The sequence below is a fragment of the Pseudoalteromonas sp. QJM3NY_12 genome, from assembly GCF_056173165.1.
In genome coordinates this window covers 573,187-591,335 of sequence record NZ_CM149661.1, presented here as the reverse complement: position 1 = coordinate 591,335, position 18,149 = coordinate 573,187, and the positions used below count along the sequence as shown (strand labels likewise).

Below are 18,149 nucleotides of genomic sequence, written 5' to 3'. Positions count from 1 at the left end.
ATAACATCAAAATTTCTACAGGATTAGCTAGACATAAAAAAGGCGAACCAGAAATGGTTCGCCTTTTAAAAATTAGTGTCAGATCTAGTTAATTAACCAACTTAATTAAAATAACCATCTTCATTAAATCGTTAACCAACTTAATTAATGTTCCTCAAAAGTTCAAAAATTAGTCGCGGTATGTCTCAATCGGAGGACATGCACATACTAAATTACGGTCGCCGTATACGTCATCGATACGCGTAACCGTTGGCCAGAACTTATCTTTTGCAACTGCTGGTACTGGGAATGCAGCGTAAAAACGGTCATACGCGCGGTCCCATTCATTACCTAACACATCAGCTTGCGTGTGCGGTGCAAATACCAGTGGGTTGTTTTCAATAGACCATTCACCAGAAATGATTTTATCAATTTCACCTTTAATCGATACCATCGCTTCGATAAAGCGGTCAATCTCGCCCTTAGACTCAGATTCAGTTGGCTCAATCATTAATGTGCCCGCTACTGGGAACGACATTGTTGGTGAGTGGAAACCATAATCTTGTAAGCGCTTAGCAACGTCCATTTCAGTAATGCCTGAGGCTTCTTTTAATGGGCGTAGGTCAATAATACATTCGTGAGCAACGCGATTATTACGGCCACGGTATAAAATTGGGAAGTGCTTGCTAAGTTCATTGCTTAGGTAGTTAGCATTTACAATCGCCATTTCTGTCGCTTGTTTTAAGCCTTCAGAGCCCATCATGGCAATGTAAGCCCATGAAATAGGTAAAATAGCTGCAGAGCCGTAAGGCGCTGCCGATACTGCACCATTTCCTTCATTAGTGCCTGGTACGTTAATTACGCTGTGATTTGGCATAAATGGCGCAAGGTGCGATTTAACACCAATTGGGCCAACACCTGGGCCACCGCCGCCGTGTGGAATACAGAAAGTTTTATGTAAGTTTAAGTGCGACACATCTGAGCCAATAAAGCCTGGGCTAGTAACACCTACTTGGGCGTTCATGTTTGCGCCATCCATGTAAACTTGACCACCGTGCTGGTGAACAATTTCACATAACTCACGAATCGTTTCTTCGTATACACCGTGGGTAGATGGGTACGTTACCATGGCACATGATAGATTTTCAGAGACTTCTTCAGCTTTCGCTTTTAAGTCTTCCATGTCGATGTTGCCGTTTTTATCACAGTTAACAACCACAATTTTCATGCTGGCCATTTGTGCCGATGCTGGGTTAGTACCGTGCGCAGAACTTGGGATTAAACATACGTTACGGTGCGCGTCCCCTCGTGACTCGTGGTATTTACGAATGGCGATTAAGCCTGCGTATTCACCTTGTGCACCTGAATTTGGTTGCAATGAAACCGCATCGTAACCGGTAATGTTAACTAGCCAATCGTGTAGTTCGTTAATCATTACTTGATAACCTTCTGCTTGATCTAGCGGGCAGAATGGGTGAAGGTTTGCAAATTCAGGCCAGGTAATTGGGATCATTTCAGCGGTCGCGTTTAGTTTCATGGTACATGAACCTAACGAGATCATAGAATGATTAAGCGCTAAATCTTTGTTTTCAAGTCGCTTAATATAGCGAAGCATGTCTGTTTCGCTGTGGTAGCTGTTAAAGTTTGGATGCGTTAGAATTTCATCATCACGCACTAGGCTTGCAGGAATAGAGTCGCTGCCATTTGCTTCAACATCAGCGGCAATCGCATCTACGCTTAGGCCATGGCCTTCGCCTAAAATAATATCAAATAACTCGGCAACGTCTGCACGGGTTGTGGTTTCTGATACTGAAATTGAATACTCGCCTGCATGGTTAGTAGCAAAGTTAACACCTTTAGCTACAGCACGCGCAATCACGTCGGCTTTGTTTTCATCAACCACTGTTAATGTGTCAAACCAGGTAGTGTGCTTAAGTGCCACACCTTTTGCTTTTAAGCCAGTTGCTAAAATATCAGCAAAACGGTGAATGCGTTGTGCAATGGTTTTTAAGCCTTGCGGGCCATGGTATACCGCGTAAAACGCAGCCATGTTCGCTAATAATACTTGCGCAGTACAAATGTTTGAATTGGCTTTGTCGCGGCGAATATGTTGCTCGCGAGTTTGCATTGCCATACGTAATGCATCGTTACCTAAACGGTCTTTTGATACACCAATAATACGACCTGGTAATGAACGTTTGTACGCATCACGTGTTGCAAAAAATGCTGCATGAGGACCGCCGTAACCCATAGGTACGCCAAAACGCTGTGCTGAACCCAGTACTACGTCGGCGCCTAATTTACCTGGTGCTTTTAATAGTAATAAGCTCATGATGTCGGCTGCTACACAGGCAATCGCTTTTTTGCTTTGTACGCCAGCTATTAGGTCTGTTATGTCAACAATTTCGCCTGATGTTGACGGGTATTGGAATAACGCACCAAAAATATCGTGGTTCACAGCATCGGCTGCTTTACCTACAATAATTTCAAAACCAAATTGCTCTGCACGGGTGCTCACTACGTCAATGGTTTGCGTGTGTACGTCGTCGGCAATAAAGAACGCATTGGCTTTTTTAGCTTTAGATACACGTTTTGCAAGGCCCATTGCCTCGGCTGCAGCGGTTGATTCGTCAAGCAGTGAGGCACTTGCTAAATCTAGGCCGGTAATATCTAGGGTCATAGTCTGGAAATTTAATAGTGACTCTAAACGCCCTTGTGCAATCTCTGGCTGATACGGTGTGTACGCTGTGTACCAACCCGGGTTTTCAAGTACGTTACGTAAAATTACGTGCGGTACGTGAGTTGGGTGGTAGCCTTGGCCAATATACGATTTGAAAACTTTATTTTTGCTTGCTACTGATTTTAAGTAGCTTAGTGTTTCAACTTCGGTGCGGCTTTCGCCGATATTAAGACCCTGCTCAAGACGAATACCAGCAGGTACAGTTTGACCGATCAGCTCTTCAACGCTCGATACTTCAAGAGCGCTAAGCATGTCGTTTACTTGCGCTGGGCTTGGCCCAATATGGCGGCGAATAAAATCTTGCTTTTGCTCTAATTGTTCAAGAGATTTGGCGTTTGACATGTGTCCAGATTCCTATGATCCAAATACTAATGGGTAACTAGTATTGATTAAAATATGTGATGATTTAGCTGCTTACTTTGTATGGAAAAATAAGCGTTTTAATCATAAAAGCCCCAATGTTTTAACATAGAGGGGCTTTTATTAATTAACGATTAGTCTTCGTCAATTGTATGCGCGTAACCTTCAGCGTCTAATAAGTTATCTAACTCAGACTCTTCTGACGCTTTAATGCGGAATAACCAACCGTCGCCGTATGCGTCGTTGTTTACTGTTTCAGGCGCATCTTCTAGCTCTTCGTTAATAGCAACAATTTCACCACTAATTGGCGCGTAAATGTCTGATGCCGCTTTTACTGACTCTGCTACTGCACAGTCTTCGCCAGCATCTACTTCGTCGCCTACTTCTGGTAATTCAACAAATACCATGTCGCCAAGCAGCTCTTGCGCATGCTCAGAAATACCAACAGTGTAAGTGCCGTCGCCTTCGTTACGAACCCACTCGTGTGAAGGTGCGTATTTTAACTCGCTAGGGATATTGCTCATTTTTTTCATCCTTTGGTTTAGATTGGGAGAATACCAATGAATAAGGCTAACTTATTTATTGGTATAACCAAATTATTTAGATTATTGATTTACCGTTACGTACAAAGCCCGACTTAACTACTTTTACGTTAACTAATTTTTTACGCATTTCTACTTGAGCTGTGTCGCCAGTTGAACGTGGTACACGTGCTAATGCAACACTATAGCCCAATGTTGGTGAGAATGTGCCAGATGTAATAACACCTTCGCCACCATCAACAATTACTTTAGAACCACTGCGTAGTACGCCTTTTTCTTCAAGAATAAGACCTACTTGCTTGTGAGTACTTTTTTCTGCACGTTGTTTTACCAAAACATCACGACCAATAAAGTCACGATCTTCTGGCTCCCATGCAATAGTCCATGCCATGTTAGCTGCCAGTGGTGATACGCTTTCGTCCATATCTAGGCCGTAAAGGTTCATACCTGCTTCTAAACGCAGTGTGTCGCGCGCACCTAAGCCCGCAGGCGCTACACCGGCATCAAGCAGTTGCTGCCATAAATCGGCTGCTTGCTCGTTTGGTACTACAATTTCGTAACCGTCTTCGCCAGTATAACCTGTTGTAGCAATAAATAAATCACCGGCTTGAACACCAAAAAATGGCTTCATGCCTTCTACTGCAGCTTGCTGGTCTGCGTTTAATACCTGGGCTGTTTTAGTACGTGCATTAGGGCCTTGAACCGCAATCATGGCGTATTCTGGGCGCTCAGTAACCGTTACAGCAAAATCGCTCGATACCTTAGCTAAATGTGCTAAATCTTTTTCACGGGTCGCTGAGTTAACCACTAACCGATAAAATGTTTCACTAAAGTAGTAAATAATTAAGTCGTCGATTACGCCGCCTTGCTCGTTAAGCATGCCAGTGTAAAGCGCTTTACCTGGTACGGTTAACTTAGCAACATCGTTAGCTACTAGCTTGCGTAAAAACGCTTGTGCTTGTTCACCTTGTATATCAACAATGGTCATGTGCGACACGTCGAACATACCAGCATCGTTACGTACGGCGTTGTGTTCTTCTATTTGTGAGCCGTAGTTAATTGGCATTTCCCAGCCATGAAAATCAACCATTTTTGCGCCGGCTTCAAGGTGCTTTGCATGTAATACTGTTTTAGAAGTCATAATATTCCTTCACTTTTAAATTAACCCATGTGTGTGGGCGTGGCCTCAATTAAATGAGGGGGAATAACATGGTAGCCATTAATAAGCCTACCAAATTGTAATCTTTAACTTTTACCCGTTAGGCCGCTTGCGTGTTGGTAACACTAAAGCCCTGTTGCTGCATATACTGTTGCCACTTATCAAGGGTGGCCGTTTTAGCAATAACAATAAACTGCTGTTCGTTGTTTTGATCTACTGCAGTAACAAACACATCACCACTTTGCGCGCCATAGCAAAGCTGCGCATCAGCAAGGCGTAACCCTGGGGTTAGTTTAAATGCCTCAACTAAGGTATCAAATGCATTGTCGCCTTTTAAAGTAAAGGTCGCTAAGTCGGTGCGTACCACAAAGTCGATATCGTATCTAAGCTGCTGCTCGTTAATGAGCGCTTGTAATTGCAGGCTGGCATTAACAGGAAGTACAAATCGAAAGGCCGTTTCGCTAAAGTAGTAAACAGCGTAGCTAAAATCAGAATTTAAATCGCCATCCAGTGTGCCTTTAAAGCCAAAGCCACTAGCGGTAAGTTTGGTGAGGTCATGACCTAAAATAGCACTTAAAAATACCGATGCTTCACTACCACTAAAGTCCATAACAACGTGATTGCTATCGGCTTGTAAGGCATTAATAACCGCGCTGTTAGCGTTGCTATGGCGGGCAAACATAATCGGGTTAAAAGTCATAACAAATACCTATCAATCTTTAATAGCAAAAGTATATTGCGCAAGCCTTACAACAACAAATTGTAATTACTTATCAATTGATAAATAATACTTATATATATAGCCATATAAATAGTAATTTTAAATATGAAAAATATTTCAACCGACAGTTTACGAACTTTTGTTATGGTGGTTGAGGTTGGTGGATTTGCCAAAGCAGGCGATTTACTTGGCCTTTCGCAACCTGCGGTGAGCTTACAAGTAAAACGTTTAGAAGATTTACTCGGCTATAAATTATTTAAAAAGCAGGGGCAACGACAAGTGCTCAACCAATATGGCGAGTTATTACTGCCGATGGCAAAGCAAATGGTGCAGCATAACGATGCCATTTTGCAGTTGTTCACCTCAGAAAGTGTAACCGGTAAAGTGCGCTTGGGGATCCCTAGCGAATTTGCCGCGCGTATTTTGCCCTCCATTATTGGCGATTTTGTGGCGCTCTACCCCGAGGTATCACTTGAAGTAAAATCACGTTTAAGTAAACACCTACTGTCTGATGAGCGCCAAGATCAATTTGATTTAGTGTTAGCGCTTAACGAGCAACTAGACTCAGAAAAATTCCCTATTTTTATTCAAGACCAATTAGTGTGGGTGGGCGACCTATCACTGGCACAAAATGAAACGGTAACCTTAGTGACCGCGCCTGAGGGCTGTATTTACCGACGCAGAGCAACTCAGGCGCTTGAAAAAGCAGGCATTAAATATCGTATTGTTTACAGTAATGCCGATTTAACCGGTTTAATTGCCGCATTAAAAGAAGGCTTAGGTATAACAGTGCTCGCAAAAAGTACCGTACCTAACGATTTAGCCTATCACTTACACACTAAACATTTACCTGCGCTTGGTAGCATAGGTATTAGTTTAGTAAAAACCGCCAGCGAACCTGAAAACGCGGTATTTAAACTCGCCGAATTTATTAAACTGCGCTTAGGCTATCCCACTGCTTAAATAACCTGAACTCTGGATAATAAATCTATCCCACACAGAGTTCAGGTTAAATTAACCGCCACCAGCCAATACATTATCCTAATTTTATAAGATTAGAATAAACACTTAGTTAAAAATGTTATAAAAACAGCGTATTTTTACGGCAAATGTAAATATAACTAAAACTTAATAATATTGATTCTCATTCGTTAACATGTTTAAATTACGCCAATTTTAGTAGTTGAACTATTTTTAGGATAATCAATGTCACATAAATTTTTAGTTTCTTCGTTAACTGCAGCCGTAGCGCTGTCTTTGAGTGCAACAGCAATGGCCAAAGATGCCGGCGGCGTTGAACGCAATTTTGAACAAATTACCGTTATTGGTTCACAAGCAGCAATTAACGATATTCCAGGTTCTGCTACATTTATCTCTGATGAAGAATTGCAAAAATTCGAATTTACCGATATTTCTCGCGTATTAGCATCTGTACCAGGTGTATACGTTCAAGAAGAAGATGGCTATGGTCTGCGTCCTAACATTGGTATGCGTGGCACAGGTACTGGCCGTAACGATAAAATTTCAGTAATGGAAGACGGCGTACTCGTTGCACCCGCTCCTTATTCTGCACCATCGGCTTATTACTTCCCAACAATGGGTCGTATGGAGTCTATTGAAGTATTAAAAGGTGCTGCCTCAGTTAAATATGGCCCGCGCACTACCGGTGGTGTATTAAATTTACTTTCTCGCAGCTTACCAACTGAAGCAAATAGCTCTATGGGTATGGTTGACGCGGCACTTGGTAGCGATGGTTACTATAAAGGTCACGCTTACTTCGCTAAAGAAAAAAATAACACAGCGGGCTTAATTGAAGTATTTTCTTACGGCGCTGATGGTTTTAAAGAATTACCAGTAGGCGATGACAACACTGGTTTTGAAAAAAATGACGTACTGGTAAAGTTTGGCCATACCTTTGGTGAAAACGATGCCCACAACATTGAGTTTAAGGCTAAGTACTCTGAAGAAACATCAGACGAAACGTACATGGGCTTAACTAACGCCGATTACCAAGAAAATCCTAACCGTCGTTATGCGGCATCGCAAAATGATGAGATGAACACCCGTCATAATGCATACCAAGTAAACTATGCATACCGCTTTGGTAAAGGTTACGAATTTTTAGCAACCGCTTACTTAAATGACTTCCACCGTAACTGGTACAAAGCCAGTAAAGTAAGCGAAAGCTACCTTGAGCAATACAGTGAATTTGAAGCAAACCCAACGGCTGAAGGTATCGAAAGCATAGGTGTTAAAGCTAATAACCGCGACTACCAAGCCAAAGGCGTGCAGTCTGAATTACACATTCCAGCGGGCGATCACTACATTACAGTTGGCGTACGTTACCACGAAGATGAAATGGATCGTTTCCAGTGGGAAGACAAATACACGCTTAATCAAGATTTAAGCATGACTCTTACCTCACAAGGCGCACCTGGCTCTAATAGCAATCGCTTAGACAGCGCAAAAGCAAGCACCCTATTTATTCAAGACGAATGGACAATGGATGCATTAGTCGTGAGTGCAGGTCTGCGTTATGAAGACATTACTATTACCCGTGAAGAATGGGCTAAATCAGATCCAACTCGTAGCCAAGGCTTAACGAAAGATATTTCAAACGATACTGAAATTTTAGTACCGTCTTTAGGTGCTACTTACACACTTAACGACAACGTAACGTTACTTGCAGGCATTCAAAAAGGTTATGCACCCGCAGCGCCAGGCAATGCTGACCAAGACGAAGAAGAAAGCGTTAACATTGAGTTTGGTTCTCGTTTTAATGCAAACGGCTTTAACGGTGAAGTGATTGCATTCTACTCTGATTACGACAACATGCATGGTAACTGTACCGCATCAGTAGGTTGTAGCGACGACAACATTGGCGACCAATACAACTACGGTGAAGTAGAAGTATCAGGCTTTGAATTTAGCGCTGGTCGTACGTTTAATACTGCATCAGTTGCGTTCCCAGTTAAACTGACTTACACCTACACTGATTCAGAGTTTAAAAACACATTTGATTCAGAAATTTGGGGCTCTGTAGAAAAAGGCGATGCAATGCCTTACGTACCAGAAAACCAAGTTGCTTTATCATTTGGTGCCGAAGTGAATAACTTTGTTGTTAATAGCCAAATACGTTACGTATCGGATGCACATGCTGACCTTTCTGACTCAGGCTTAAATGCGATTGATAGCCGTGTTGTATGGGATTTAGCTGCTAAGTACTTAATTGATGAAAATCAAAAAGTATACCTAAGCGTTGATAACCTGTTTGATAAAACCTACATTGCTAACCGTGCAAATGGCGGTATTCAACCTGGTAAGCCACGCTCAGTACAAATGGGTTACTCTTACAGCTTTTAATAAAGCGCTAACTTAAAAGTACAAAAAAGCCGAGATTGATGTAATCAATTTCGGCTTTTTAATGCCTATGTGATTAGCTTAGGCTTAATTTGTTTCTGCGCGCTGGCGTAACACTTCAAATAAGCAAATGCCGGTTGCTACCGATACATTTAAACTTGAAACCGTGCCTGCCATTGGGATTTTAACGAGCACATCACAATGCTCACGCGTTAAGCGGCGCATGCCCTCACCTTCAGCACCCATCACAATCGCCATTGGGCCTGTTAAGCTGGCATCAAATACATGTATGTCGGTTTCACCGGCAGTACCTACAACCCAAACGCCCGCGTCTTTTATTTCACGTAATGTACGTGCAAGGTTAGTTACCTGAATAAGCGGTACCGTTTCTGCTGCACCACAGGCCACTTTACGTGCTGTGCCATTAAGCTTTGCTGATTTGTCTTTAGGAACAATCACCGCATGCACGCCCGCTGCATCGGCACTACGTAAGCAAGCACCTAAATTATGCGGATCGGTAATGCCATCAAGTACCAGTAAAAATGGCGTGTCTTCACGTTCAATGATCTCATCGAGATCTTTTTCATTAAACACTCGCGCCGCTTTTACGTTGGCGATAATACCTTGATGCTGTTCATCTTTCGCTTTGTTATCAAGCGCTTTTCGTTGCATAAACTGTACTGAAATACCAAACTGACGCGCTTGCTCAATCACAGGCGATAAACGCTTATCATCACGTCCCTTAAGGGCGTATATTTCTATAAAGCGCTCTGGCTCTTTTGCTAAAATTGCTTCAACAGAGTGAAAGCCAAAAATTAATTCATTACTCACGAATTGTTTGCTCCTGGGCTACTACGTTTACGGGCATTTTTACCTGGTCTTTTAGGCTTTTTGACCGCTTTCTTTTTGGTTTTTTTCTTCGCGGTGGTGTCATCCGCTGTTACTTTAGATTTACCCGCTGCTTTAGTTTTACTTGCAGGCTTTTTTCCACCTTTTGGTTTTTTACTGTCGCTTGCTGACTTTTTACCCGGTATTTTACCGGCTTTAAGTTGCGAGCGAACACTTGCTGGGGCATTCTTTTTTGGCGCACGACGACGCGCATAACGATCTTGAGCCACATCGCCTTTAAGCGTTAAGTTAATTCGGCGATCATCTAAGCTTACCGAGGCAACTTGTACAGTTACTTTATCGCCTAAACGATAAACCGTATGTGTGTGTTCACCCACCAAGCAATGTTTAGCCGCATCATGTTGGAAGTATTCATCACCTAAATTGGTAACATGAATTAATCCATCAATTTGCAAATCATCTAAACGAATAAATAAACCAAAATTAGTAACCGATGAAATAACCCCGTTAAACTCCGTGCCTACATGATCTTGCATGTATTCACATTTTAGCCAATCGGCTACTTCACGGGTGGCATCGTCTGCGCGGCGCTCAGTGGTAGAACACTGCTCACCAAGTTGATCGACTTCATCATCGCTGTAGGCATATTCACCTGACGTTTGTTGGCCCTGCGCTTTTAACACCGCTTTAATTGCACGGTGTACCACTAAATCGGGGTAACGGCGAATTGGCGAGGTAAAATGCGCATAAGCTGATAATGCTAAACCAAAGTGACCTATGTTATCTGGCTGATATACCGCTTGCTTCATTGAGCGCAGTAGCATAGTTTGAATAAGTTCAGCTTCAGGACGGTCCCCTAAACGAGCCAATACATGAGTGATTTCTTTCGGGGTAGGTTCATCGCTTAGCGTGCTCTCAATACCCAACTCAGTTAAAAACTGAGTAAAGTTACCCAGTTTTTCGCTATCAGGTTCATCATGCACCCTAAATAACGCACTTGCTTCGTGTTTCTCAAGTAATTTAGCCGCCGATACATTGGCTAAAATCATACATTCTTCAATCAGCTTGTGCGCATCGTTACGAATAACTGGCACAATAGATTCTATTTTACGTTGTGCGTTAAATACAAAACGGGTTTCGAGTGTTTCAAATTCAATTGCACCACGCTCTTGGCGTGCTGCTTTTAATGCCATGTACATTTGCTGTAAGTCAGTTAAATGTGGCACTACAGCTGCGTATTCTTTACGGAGCTTTTCGTCATTTTGTAAAATGGCATTTACTTTGGTGTAGGTTAAACGAGCATGCGAATTCATTAGTGCTTCGTAAAACTTATAGCCCGACAGCTTACCCTCTTGCGATACGGTCATTTCTGCAACCATACACAAGCGATCAACCTCAGGGTTAAGCGAACACAAACCGTTAGACAATACTTTTGGCAGCATTGGAATAACTTGCTCAGGGAAATACACTGAATTACCGCGCTCTATCGCTTCTTTGTTAAGCGGCGTGTTCATACCTACATAATGGGATACATCGGCAATGGCTACCCATAAACGCCAGCCACCTGATTTTTTAGGCTCACAATAAACTGCATCATCAAAGTCGCGAGCGTCTTCGCCATCAATAGTGACAAGCGGCAAGCCGCGTAAATCAACACGGCCTTGCTTATCGGCTTCTTCAACAAATTCACCTAAGTGGGCAACTTGTTGTTCAACCTCTTCTGGCCACACGTGTGGAATATCGTGATTACGCAGCGCAACTTCAATTTCCATACCCGGTGCTAAATGCTCGCCTAATACGTCAATCACTTTACCTACCGCATTCATATTGCGGCTTGGATTTTGAGTTATTTGCACTTGCACCATCTGGTTGTGGCGTGCGCCTTTTTCGTTACCCGGTAGAATAATAATATCTTGGGTAATGCGCGGATCTTCAGCAACCACAACGGCAATACCATGCTCAACAAAATAGCGGCCAACAATAGGCGCTCGCTCATTAGTAAGCACTTTAATAATACGGGCATCGCATTTTGAGCCTGAACCACGCTTAGTGCCTTTCGCAAGAACAATGTCGCCATGTAGCACCATATTCATTTGATGCTTAGCAATAAACCAGTCTTTGCTCTCGCCTTCAACTTCTAAAAAGCCAAAACCGTCTCTGTGACCGACAACTTTGCCTTTGGTTAAACCGGCTTCGTCAATCAGGGCATAACATTTAAATTTATTAAAATACAATTGCCCGTCGCGCTCCATGGCACGAAGTCGGCGCTTAAATGCTATTTGTCGTTCTTCATCGTTAACCGCGAGTTCTTCGCATAGTTGCGTGTAATTAGCAGGTTTTGAACGCTCTTGAAGGTGAGTAAGTATAAACTCACGACTAGGGACTGGGTTTTCGTACTTTTCTTGTTCTCGACTGAGATTTGGATCTTGGTTTGACATTCACTATCTTGTTAGTTGGTTATGTAAGCATTTTAACTCATATACTCGAAATGAGACAGGTAAAAGCCATTAAACTTTTAATAAAGCGTTATTAGCTTTTGCATTTTGTAGCAATGTAGCTAAATAACACTTAACACCTACTTAATTAATGCACATAAAAGTGAGTAAATTAGCTGTGCTGATGTTTACTCACTTTTATAAAAACAGCTTACTTTTGCTGTAGTTTCTTCCACAATAGCGTGCTGATATGTTCAATAAAAGCCGAATCTTGTGCAGCCATAACATCGAGTATTGGTTTGTTCATTTGGGTTTTGTTTTGAGCGTATATCCAACGATTTTTATTAAAGCTTTGCGCAAACTCTAACACACCCGTTTGCAAGGCTTGCTCATCAGCAAAAATCGCTTCTACCACATTTTGTTGTAGCAGTTTGTGCGCGTCAACACGCTCGCCAGTCATAGCTAAGCGGTTAAAAAATTGAGGATTAATCGCTTTGTTAATAATCGGAAACATAGACGGTACAAACGGTACCAGTACATCAACTTCAGGAAAGCAGAAAAAGCCTTTGTCCGATTTCATAAACCGAAAATCACAGGCACATGCCAACACCGAGCCATTACCATAAGTGTGACCGTTTAGTGCAGCAATGATAGGCATAGGAAACGTCACTATGCGTTTAAATAACTGCCCTATCGAATTCATAAAATCGGCAATAACTGCAGGCGTGTTATCTGAACTTGCCATCCACTGTAAATCTATTCCCAATGACCAGCTTTTATCGCTGCTTGAGGTTAATACTACGGCGTTAATATCGCCATTGGCTTCTATGCTATCTAAGTGTTGATTAAGTTCAGCTATAAAACTAGGGTTATGGCGGTTTTCAGCGGTATTCATGGTAAGTATTGCCACGTTTTGCTCAGTGGTAATTTTTATTAATGCGGTCATTCGAGCCTCTTTGAGTGCATTTAGCTGCGCTTTTAGCACTTTTCGTTACTTTTATAGTTATGCACTGAATAGTAATACGTTGTATAAAATTTATAAAGTGCCTATTTTTGTAATCATTAAAGAAGTTATTTATAACCATCCCTTTTGCCGAGCGATACGCGCTGCATCTATCCTGTTTGTGGCATTGAGCTTTGCAATCGCATCAGATAAATAATTACGCGTTGTCCCTTCACTTATATAGAGCTGCTTAGCTATTTCGCTGGTTTTTAAGCCATCACTTGCAAGCTTTAAGGCTTTACGCTCTTTATCTGTGAGTGGGTCGGCATCGTCTAGGGCATTAATGGCAAGTTCTGGGTCAATCACCTTTTGCCCTTGCATTACTTTTTTTAACGCGTTTATTAGCTCTTCGCTGGGTGCTTCTTTTAAAATAAAACCTTTAACACCCGCATTCAAAGAGCGCCTAATATAACCAGCACGTGAAAAAGTGGTCATAATTACCATATTAATTGCAGGATATTTAGCGGCTATTTGCTCACTAAGCTCAATGCCATTTATGCTTGGCATTTCTATATCCGTTAAAATGATATCTGGATGTAAGTCTTTACTAAGCGCGCTGATTTCATTTAACGCATCTCGCCCATTACATGCTTGACCAATTACCTCAATATTAAAGTCGAGGCTTAATAAAGCGGCAACTGCGTCGCGCACCAGCGCTTGATCTTCAACTAAATATACTTTGATCATTTTAAATCCTCAGCACTTAATGGCAGTACAACGTTTAAAGTAAATGTATCGCCACAGGTAAATTTTGCACTGCCGTTTAATTGCTCTGCTCGCTCTTTAATGCCATTTAAACCATTTCCCGCTTTTAATGTGGTGCATGGCGCGTTATCAATAACGGCAATAAGTAATTGCCGCTTTGTTTGTTCTATATTAATAGAACCGATTTTTGTGCTGCTATGGCGTAATAAATTAGTCACTGACTCTTTAATAATAAGACTCGCAATGCCCTCAACCTTGGCAGGTAACGTCGCTAAATTAACGTTAAATTTTATGTTAAAGCCTTGCTCTTTGAGTGTTTGTTTTAGCTGTGTTATTTGGCTGTTTAAGTTGAGCTGCTTTAAATCACTTACCGCGTTTCGTACATCACTCAGTAACTGTCTTGCAAGATCTGCTACTTGGGCTATTTCGTTATTAGCCTGCGCGTATCGTTCACCTTGATTTAGTTTATTCGCAAGTTCAGCTTTTAAAGCTATTGATGACAGTGAGTGACCTAAAATATCATGTAAATCTCGGGCTATGCGTTCACGCTCAGCAATGGCTGCTAGTTGCTCCAATTGCTTTGCGCTTTCTTGTTCGCGCTTTTTATGTTCGCGCTCTCTTTTTGCTGCAATTCCATAGCTAAATAAGGCGGCACATAATATTAATGCCACAGCCAAAAAGTACTGAAGCTTTCCTATATCGCTTAAATACGAACTTGTAAAAAGCGCGATTATAATAGCTAATGCGGCATAATACCGCTGCTTTTGGGTATAACTATACCCTGCCACATAAGCAACAAAACCATACAAAGTAGGTGTGCCAGAGGTAAAAAAAGTGGCGCTAAAACAAATGGCGAGCAAGGCTAAAAATAAGGGGGTAATTTTTGTGTTATTGCAGTTAATTGCTTTTATGTACAAAATAATAAAAGCAATATAAAAAGCTAAACATAGGCTCATTTGGCTTTTTGTAAATTGGTCAAAATTAATAATTAATGGCAATAAATAAAAGCCGGTAAAAATTAAATGGCCATACTTCCAAAACGTTTTATCCGTTTGTTGAGAAAAGCTACTTAGCGAACTCATACTAATACCTCTGGCCTATTGTTTTTGTTTATAGCACTATTTTTATTAATAAATATTAATAACATAAAAATGAATGCGAACATAAAACAATCTTCATAAGTCGCAGTTAAACTTAGTGTTTCTACAAAGTCGCTAATGCTTAAGCTTATTAAAATTAAGGAATTCATAACACCCTCCAATATAAGTAAAGTAACTATGCCATTAGATAAAATATATAAGAGTGTGAAGTGTCATTAACTTGGCTGACATTTGTCATGAAATAGAAAAATTCATCTTCTGAGTGTAAAAGCAATGCTAATATAGCCAAAAAAAGTGACAAGGAAATCTCGTGCAGTCCCAACAACAAAGCTTAATTTACTTACATATTGCCGTCCTTTTATTTGGCGGCACCGCCTTATTCGCAAAGCTAATTGGTTTGAATGCATTAGATATTACCGCTTATCGCGCGGCTATCGCTGGGGTGGCAATTTGTGTGCTACTGACTTTGCAAAAAAAACCAATTAAGCTGCATCACGCCAAAGATTATGTGATTGCCATTTTATTAGGCGTTGCCGTAGGTATCCACTGGGTAACCTACTTTGCAGGCATGCAATTGGCGGGAATTACCGTGGGCATGTTAGCTTTTTTTACCTATCCCGTGATCACGGTATTTTTAGAGCCTCTATTTAATAAAAGTAAGCCCAAAGCAAAAGATATAATAAGCGCTGTGGTGGTGATTATTGGTATTTATTTATTGATCCCTAACGTTAATTTAGGCGATGACATCACTTTAGGTGTTTTGACGGGGGTGGTATCAGCGTTGTTTTTTGCTCTTCGTAATATTACCCATAAACGCTACTTTAGCGAGTATGGTGGACCGCAAACCATGTTTTATCAAACGTTAGTGGCAAGCCTGATGCTATGTACATTTATTGAAGTACCCATAACACAAATTAATGATACTGATTTAATATTGTTGCTTATCGCCGGTGTGGTGTTTACTGCGATGCCGCATTCGTTATTTGCAGCGAGTTTAAAACATTTATCAGCAGCGACCGCTGGATTGATTTCTTGCTTACAGCCCCTTTATGGCACAATACTGGCTATAATTATTTTGCACGAACGCCCTTCAGTGATGACCCTGATTGGTGGCGCACTGATTGTTAGTGCTGCGTGCTTTGAAACTTGGTCAATCTCACGGAAAAAGCAGCCATGAAAATATTTGCTCATAGAGGCACAAGCACACACTTTCCTGAAAATACACATAGCGCCATTATGGCGGCGTTAAAAGCAAATGTAGATGGCATTGAGGTTGATGTACAAAGCGCACTTGATGACTACGTGATTATTCATGATACCTATCTAGATAGAACCACTAATGGTAAAGGTAAAGTGTGCGACCTAAGCGCTCAGCAAATTCAACAATTTGATGCGGGAAATGGTGAGCAAGTACCTACCCTACAACAACTAATTGACTGGAATAGCAACCAAACCTTACTTAATTTAGAGCTAAAACATACTTTTGAACTAGAAAAGTTTGCTGCGCAACTAGAAATGAATATTACTGCAAATAAGATATCAGCAGGCAATATTTTAGTTTCATCATTTAATCATCATCAACTACACTGGCTAAAGAACCGCTTGCCTTGGCTTAAAATTGGCGCACTTACTGCATCAATTCCATTGCAGTATGCGAAGTTTGCTGAAGACTTACAGGCCTTTAGCATTCATGTTGACAAAAACTTTATGAACAAGTCGTTTGTTGACGATGCCAAACTGCGCGGCTTACAGGTGTTTGCCTACACCGTAGATGAAGTTGAAGATATTAAACTGATGCTTGCCTGTGGTGTTGATGGCATTTTTACTAACGACCCTGAACGAACTAAGCATTTTTTGGCGCAATTAAATGAACTATAACTAATTATTTAATTGCTATTTATGCTATAAAAACAATAATTTAGTAGGTCACTATTTAATGAGTAGCTACATGCGTATTTATAACTTTTTAGAACAAACTCTATTTTTTACTTTAACCCGAAAAATAGTGGGTAATTTAAGCTTTGTATTTTTATTTCAAGCTATTACATTATTTTGGTTACACAGTAGCCTCTCTGAAAATCAACAAAGCACAGGGCTATTTTGGGCATTAACCCTGCTGATTGTTGCCGGTTTTATATTTACTATTTTTTATATGCGCTTTTTAATTGTGCGCCCGGTAAAAGCCATGCGCGATACGTTGATTAATATTAATCAACAAGATGCCAACTTAGCTGCCAAACTTCCTCATTTTACTTTTGATGAATTTAGAGATTTAAGTGAACAATATAATCAGTTTACTACGCATTTAAACAGCTTATTAAATACGACCTACAGCAGCGCTCAGGAAAGCGTGCAAAGTAATAGCCAAGTAACGCAATCAATGCAGCACACAGAGCAGCTAAGCGAACAGCAAATTAATTTAAGCCACACCATAATTAATGCCAGCAACCAAATTACCCAAAGCCTACAAGATATCGTAAGTAACACTGATAGCGTACATCAGGTAAATAATGAACATCTTAGTTTTGTTAAGCTCTCTGCGAGCGAACTGTCAAAACTGGTTGAACAGGTGAGACTTATTAATGAAATGCTGGGTAGTTTTTCTAAAACGATTGCAGGCTTAAAAGAGAATAGTGAAAACATTCGTAGCATTTTAAAAATGGTAGAAGAGTTTTCTGATCAAACTAATTTATTAGCGCTTAATGCGGCAATTGAAGCAGCGCGCGCCGGAGAGGCAGGGAGAGGTTTTGCCGTGGTTGCCGATGAAGTTCGCACCCTATCGGTTAAAGTAAGTGATGCAACCCGCCAAATTAGTGATTTTATTACCCAAATGAATGAGCTGGTTAATGAAACCAATAAAGAGTCTCAGCAGTTAATTAGTCACTCTAATAACGCACAAGCTGCAATCAACGATACCTCAGAAGGTTTTGGAAAAATGCTCAATGAATTTGAGCATAATCAGCAGCAATTACAGCAAATAGCTAACGCAGTTCATTTACTTGAAGATACACAAAATCAAACCCATGAATCGGTTGAACAAATTGTGGCGCTTGGCGAACAAGCAAAGCAACAAATAGACACCGCATTGCATGACTCTGAGCAATCACAAAAACTAAGTCAACAAACCCAACAACAGTTAAAGCGTTTTGTAGGCTAGGGCCTGACTAGTTTTACCCAAGCCGCGATTATGCTAAAT

14 protein-coding genes are annotated in these 18,149 nt (G+C 41.1%); 5 read left to right on the top strand and 9 right to left on the bottom strand.

The window, feature by feature from the left end:
• Positions 1-169: 169 nt before the first annotated feature.
• The 4 genes from gcvP to AC0VZ5_RS02785 form a co-directional block, all read right to left on the bottom strand.
• Positions 170-3,061, bottom strand: a complete 2,892-nt coding sequence (gcvP, locus tag AC0VZ5_RS02800) for an aminomethyl-transferring glycine dehydrogenase (protein WP_138594841.1) — start codon at positions 3,059-3,061, stop codon at positions 170-172.
• A 152-nt stretch (positions 3,062-3,213) separates the two neighbouring features.
• Positions 3,214-3,603: a glycine cleavage system protein GcvH gene (gcvH, locus tag AC0VZ5_RS02795; protein ID WP_008112430.1), complete on the bottom strand. Its 390-nt coding sequence runs from the start codon at positions 3,601-3,603 to the stop codon at positions 3,214-3,216.
• Positions 3,604-3,679: 76 nt separating this feature from the next.
• Positions 3,680-4,762 carry a glycine cleavage system aminomethyltransferase GcvT gene (gcvT, locus tag AC0VZ5_RS02790; RefSeq protein ID WP_008465327.1) on the bottom strand — a complete coding sequence of 361 codons (1,083 nt, stop codon included), beginning with the start codon at positions 4,760-4,762 and terminating at the stop codon, positions 3,680-3,682.
• Between the two features lie 118 nt (positions 4,763-4,880).
• Positions 4,881-5,480 (bottom strand): hypothetical protein, encoded by a 600-nt coding sequence (locus AC0VZ5_RS02785; protein WP_475474162.1) that lies wholly within the window; start codon positions 5,478-5,480, stop codon positions 4,881-4,883.
• A gap of 126 nt (positions 5,481-5,606) precedes the next feature.
• Between AC0VZ5_RS02785 and AC0VZ5_RS02780 the strand changes: the two genes are divergently transcribed.
• Together AC0VZ5_RS02780 and AC0VZ5_RS02775 are read left to right on the top strand one after the other, a co-directional pair.
• Complete coding sequence (locus tag AC0VZ5_RS02780) at positions 5,607-6,464, top strand: LysR family transcriptional regulator (protein ID WP_008465324.1); 858 nt, start codon at positions 5,607-5,609, stop codon at positions 6,462-6,464.
• A 243-nt stretch (positions 6,465-6,707) separates the two neighbouring features.
• Positions 6,708-8,864 carry a TonB-dependent receptor family protein gene (locus tag AC0VZ5_RS02775; protein WP_475474160.1) on the top strand — a complete coding sequence of 719 codons (2,157 nt, stop codon included), beginning with the start codon at positions 6,708-6,710 and terminating at the stop codon, positions 8,862-8,864.
• A gap of 84 nt (positions 8,865-8,948) precedes the next feature.
• Here AC0VZ5_RS02775 and rlmB read toward each other — a convergent pair whose 3' ends face one another.
• The 5 genes from rlmB to AC0VZ5_RS02750 all read right to left on the bottom strand — a co-directional run bounded on the left by rlmB (position 8,949) and on the right by AC0VZ5_RS02750 (position 14,935).
• On the bottom strand, positions 8,949-9,692 hold the full coding sequence (rlmB, locus tag AC0VZ5_RS02770) for a 23S rRNA (guanosine(2251)-2'-O)-methyltransferase RlmB (RefSeq protein WP_475474158.1): 744 nt from the start codon (positions 9,690-9,692) through the stop codon (positions 8,949-8,951).
• On the bottom strand, positions 9,689-12,148 hold the full coding sequence (rnr, locus tag AC0VZ5_RS02765) for a ribonuclease R (protein WP_055012887.1): 2,460 nt from the start codon (positions 12,146-12,148) through the stop codon (positions 9,689-9,691). Before rnr ends, rlmB begins: the two co-directional genes overlap by 4 nt.
• Before the next feature lie 208 nt (positions 12,149-12,356).
• On the bottom strand, positions 12,357-13,091 hold the full coding sequence (locus AC0VZ5_RS02760) for an enoyl-CoA hydratase/isomerase family protein (RefSeq protein ID WP_475474156.1): 735 nt from the start codon (positions 13,089-13,091) through the stop codon (positions 12,357-12,359).
• 129 nt (positions 13,092-13,220) lie between these two features.
• Complete coding sequence (locus AC0VZ5_RS02755) at positions 13,221-13,835, bottom strand: response regulator transcription factor (RefSeq protein ID WP_178954990.1); 615 nt, start codon at positions 13,833-13,835, stop codon at positions 13,221-13,223.
• Positions 13,832-14,935, bottom strand: coding sequence for a sensor histidine kinase (locus AC0VZ5_RS02750; RefSeq protein WP_475474153.1), 1,104 nt, complete (start codon positions 14,933-14,935; stop codon positions 13,832-13,834). The genes AC0VZ5_RS02755 and AC0VZ5_RS02750 overlap by 4 nt, the downstream gene beginning before the upstream one ends.
• Positions 14,936-15,263: 328 nt before the next feature.
• Between AC0VZ5_RS02750 and AC0VZ5_RS02745 the strand changes: the two genes are divergently transcribed.
• Genes AC0VZ5_RS02745 through AC0VZ5_RS02735 form a run of 3 tightly spaced genes read left to right on the top strand, consistent with a single transcriptional unit; the run spans position 15,264 to position 18,110 of the window.
• Entirely contained in the window at positions 15,264-16,130 is an 867-nt protein-coding gene (locus AC0VZ5_RS02745) for a DMT family transporter (protein ID WP_178954986.1), read from the top strand.
• On the top strand, positions 16,127-16,831 hold the full coding sequence (locus tag AC0VZ5_RS02740) for a glycerophosphodiester phosphodiesterase (RefSeq protein WP_178954984.1): 705 nt from the start codon (positions 16,127-16,129) through the stop codon (positions 16,829-16,831). The genes AC0VZ5_RS02745 and AC0VZ5_RS02740 overlap by 4 nt, the downstream gene beginning before the upstream one ends.
• 58 nt (positions 16,832-16,889) lie before the next feature.
• Positions 16,890-18,110: a methyl-accepting chemotaxis protein gene (locus tag AC0VZ5_RS02735; protein WP_178954982.1), complete on the top strand. Its 1,221-nt coding sequence runs from the start codon at positions 16,890-16,892 to the stop codon at positions 18,108-18,110.
• Positions 18,111-18,149: the final 39 nt, after the last annotated feature.

Coding starts and splice junctions, on each gene's coding strand:
- AC0VZ5_RS02735 (WP_178954982.1), top strand. CDS start 16,890: ATGAGTAGCTACATGCGTATTTATAACTTTTTAGAACAAACTCTATTT.
- AC0VZ5_RS02775 (WP_475474160.1), top strand. CDS start 6,708: ATGTCACATAAATTTTTAGTTTCTTCGTTAACTGCAGCCGTAGCGCTG.
- AC0VZ5_RS02750 (WP_475474153.1), bottom strand. CDS start 14,935: ATGAGTTCGCTAAGTAGCTTTTCTCAACAAACGGATAAAACGTTTTGG.
- gcvH (WP_008112430.1), bottom strand. CDS start 3,603: ATGAGCAATATCCCTAGCGAGTTAAAATACGCACCTTCACACGAGTGG.
- gcvT (WP_008465327.1), bottom strand. CDS start 4,762: ATGACTTCTAAAACAGTATTACATGCAAAGCACCTTGAAGCCGGCGCA.
- AC0VZ5_RS02760 (WP_475474156.1), bottom strand. CDS start 13,091: ATGACCGCATTAATAAAAATTACCACTGAGCAAAACGTGGCAATACTT.
- AC0VZ5_RS02785 (WP_475474162.1), bottom strand. CDS start 5,480: ATGACTTTTAACCCGATTATGTTTGCCCGCCATAGCAACGCTAACAGC.
- gcvP (WP_138594841.1), bottom strand. CDS start 3,061: ATGTCAAACGCCAAATCTCTTGAACAATTAGAGCAAAAGCAAGATTTT.
- AC0VZ5_RS02780 (WP_008465324.1), top strand. CDS start 5,607: ATGAAAAATATTTCAACCGACAGTTTACGAACTTTTGTTATGGTGGTT.
- AC0VZ5_RS02740 (WP_178954984.1), top strand. CDS start 16,127: ATGAAAATATTTGCTCATAGAGGCACAAGCACACACTTTCCTGAAAAT.
- AC0VZ5_RS02755 (WP_178954990.1), bottom strand. CDS start 13,835: ATGATCAAAGTATATTTAGTTGAAGATCAAGCGCTGGTGCGCGACGCA.
- rnr (WP_055012887.1), bottom strand. CDS start 12,148: ATGTCAAACCAAGATCCAAATCTCAGTCGAGAACAAGAAAAGTACGAA.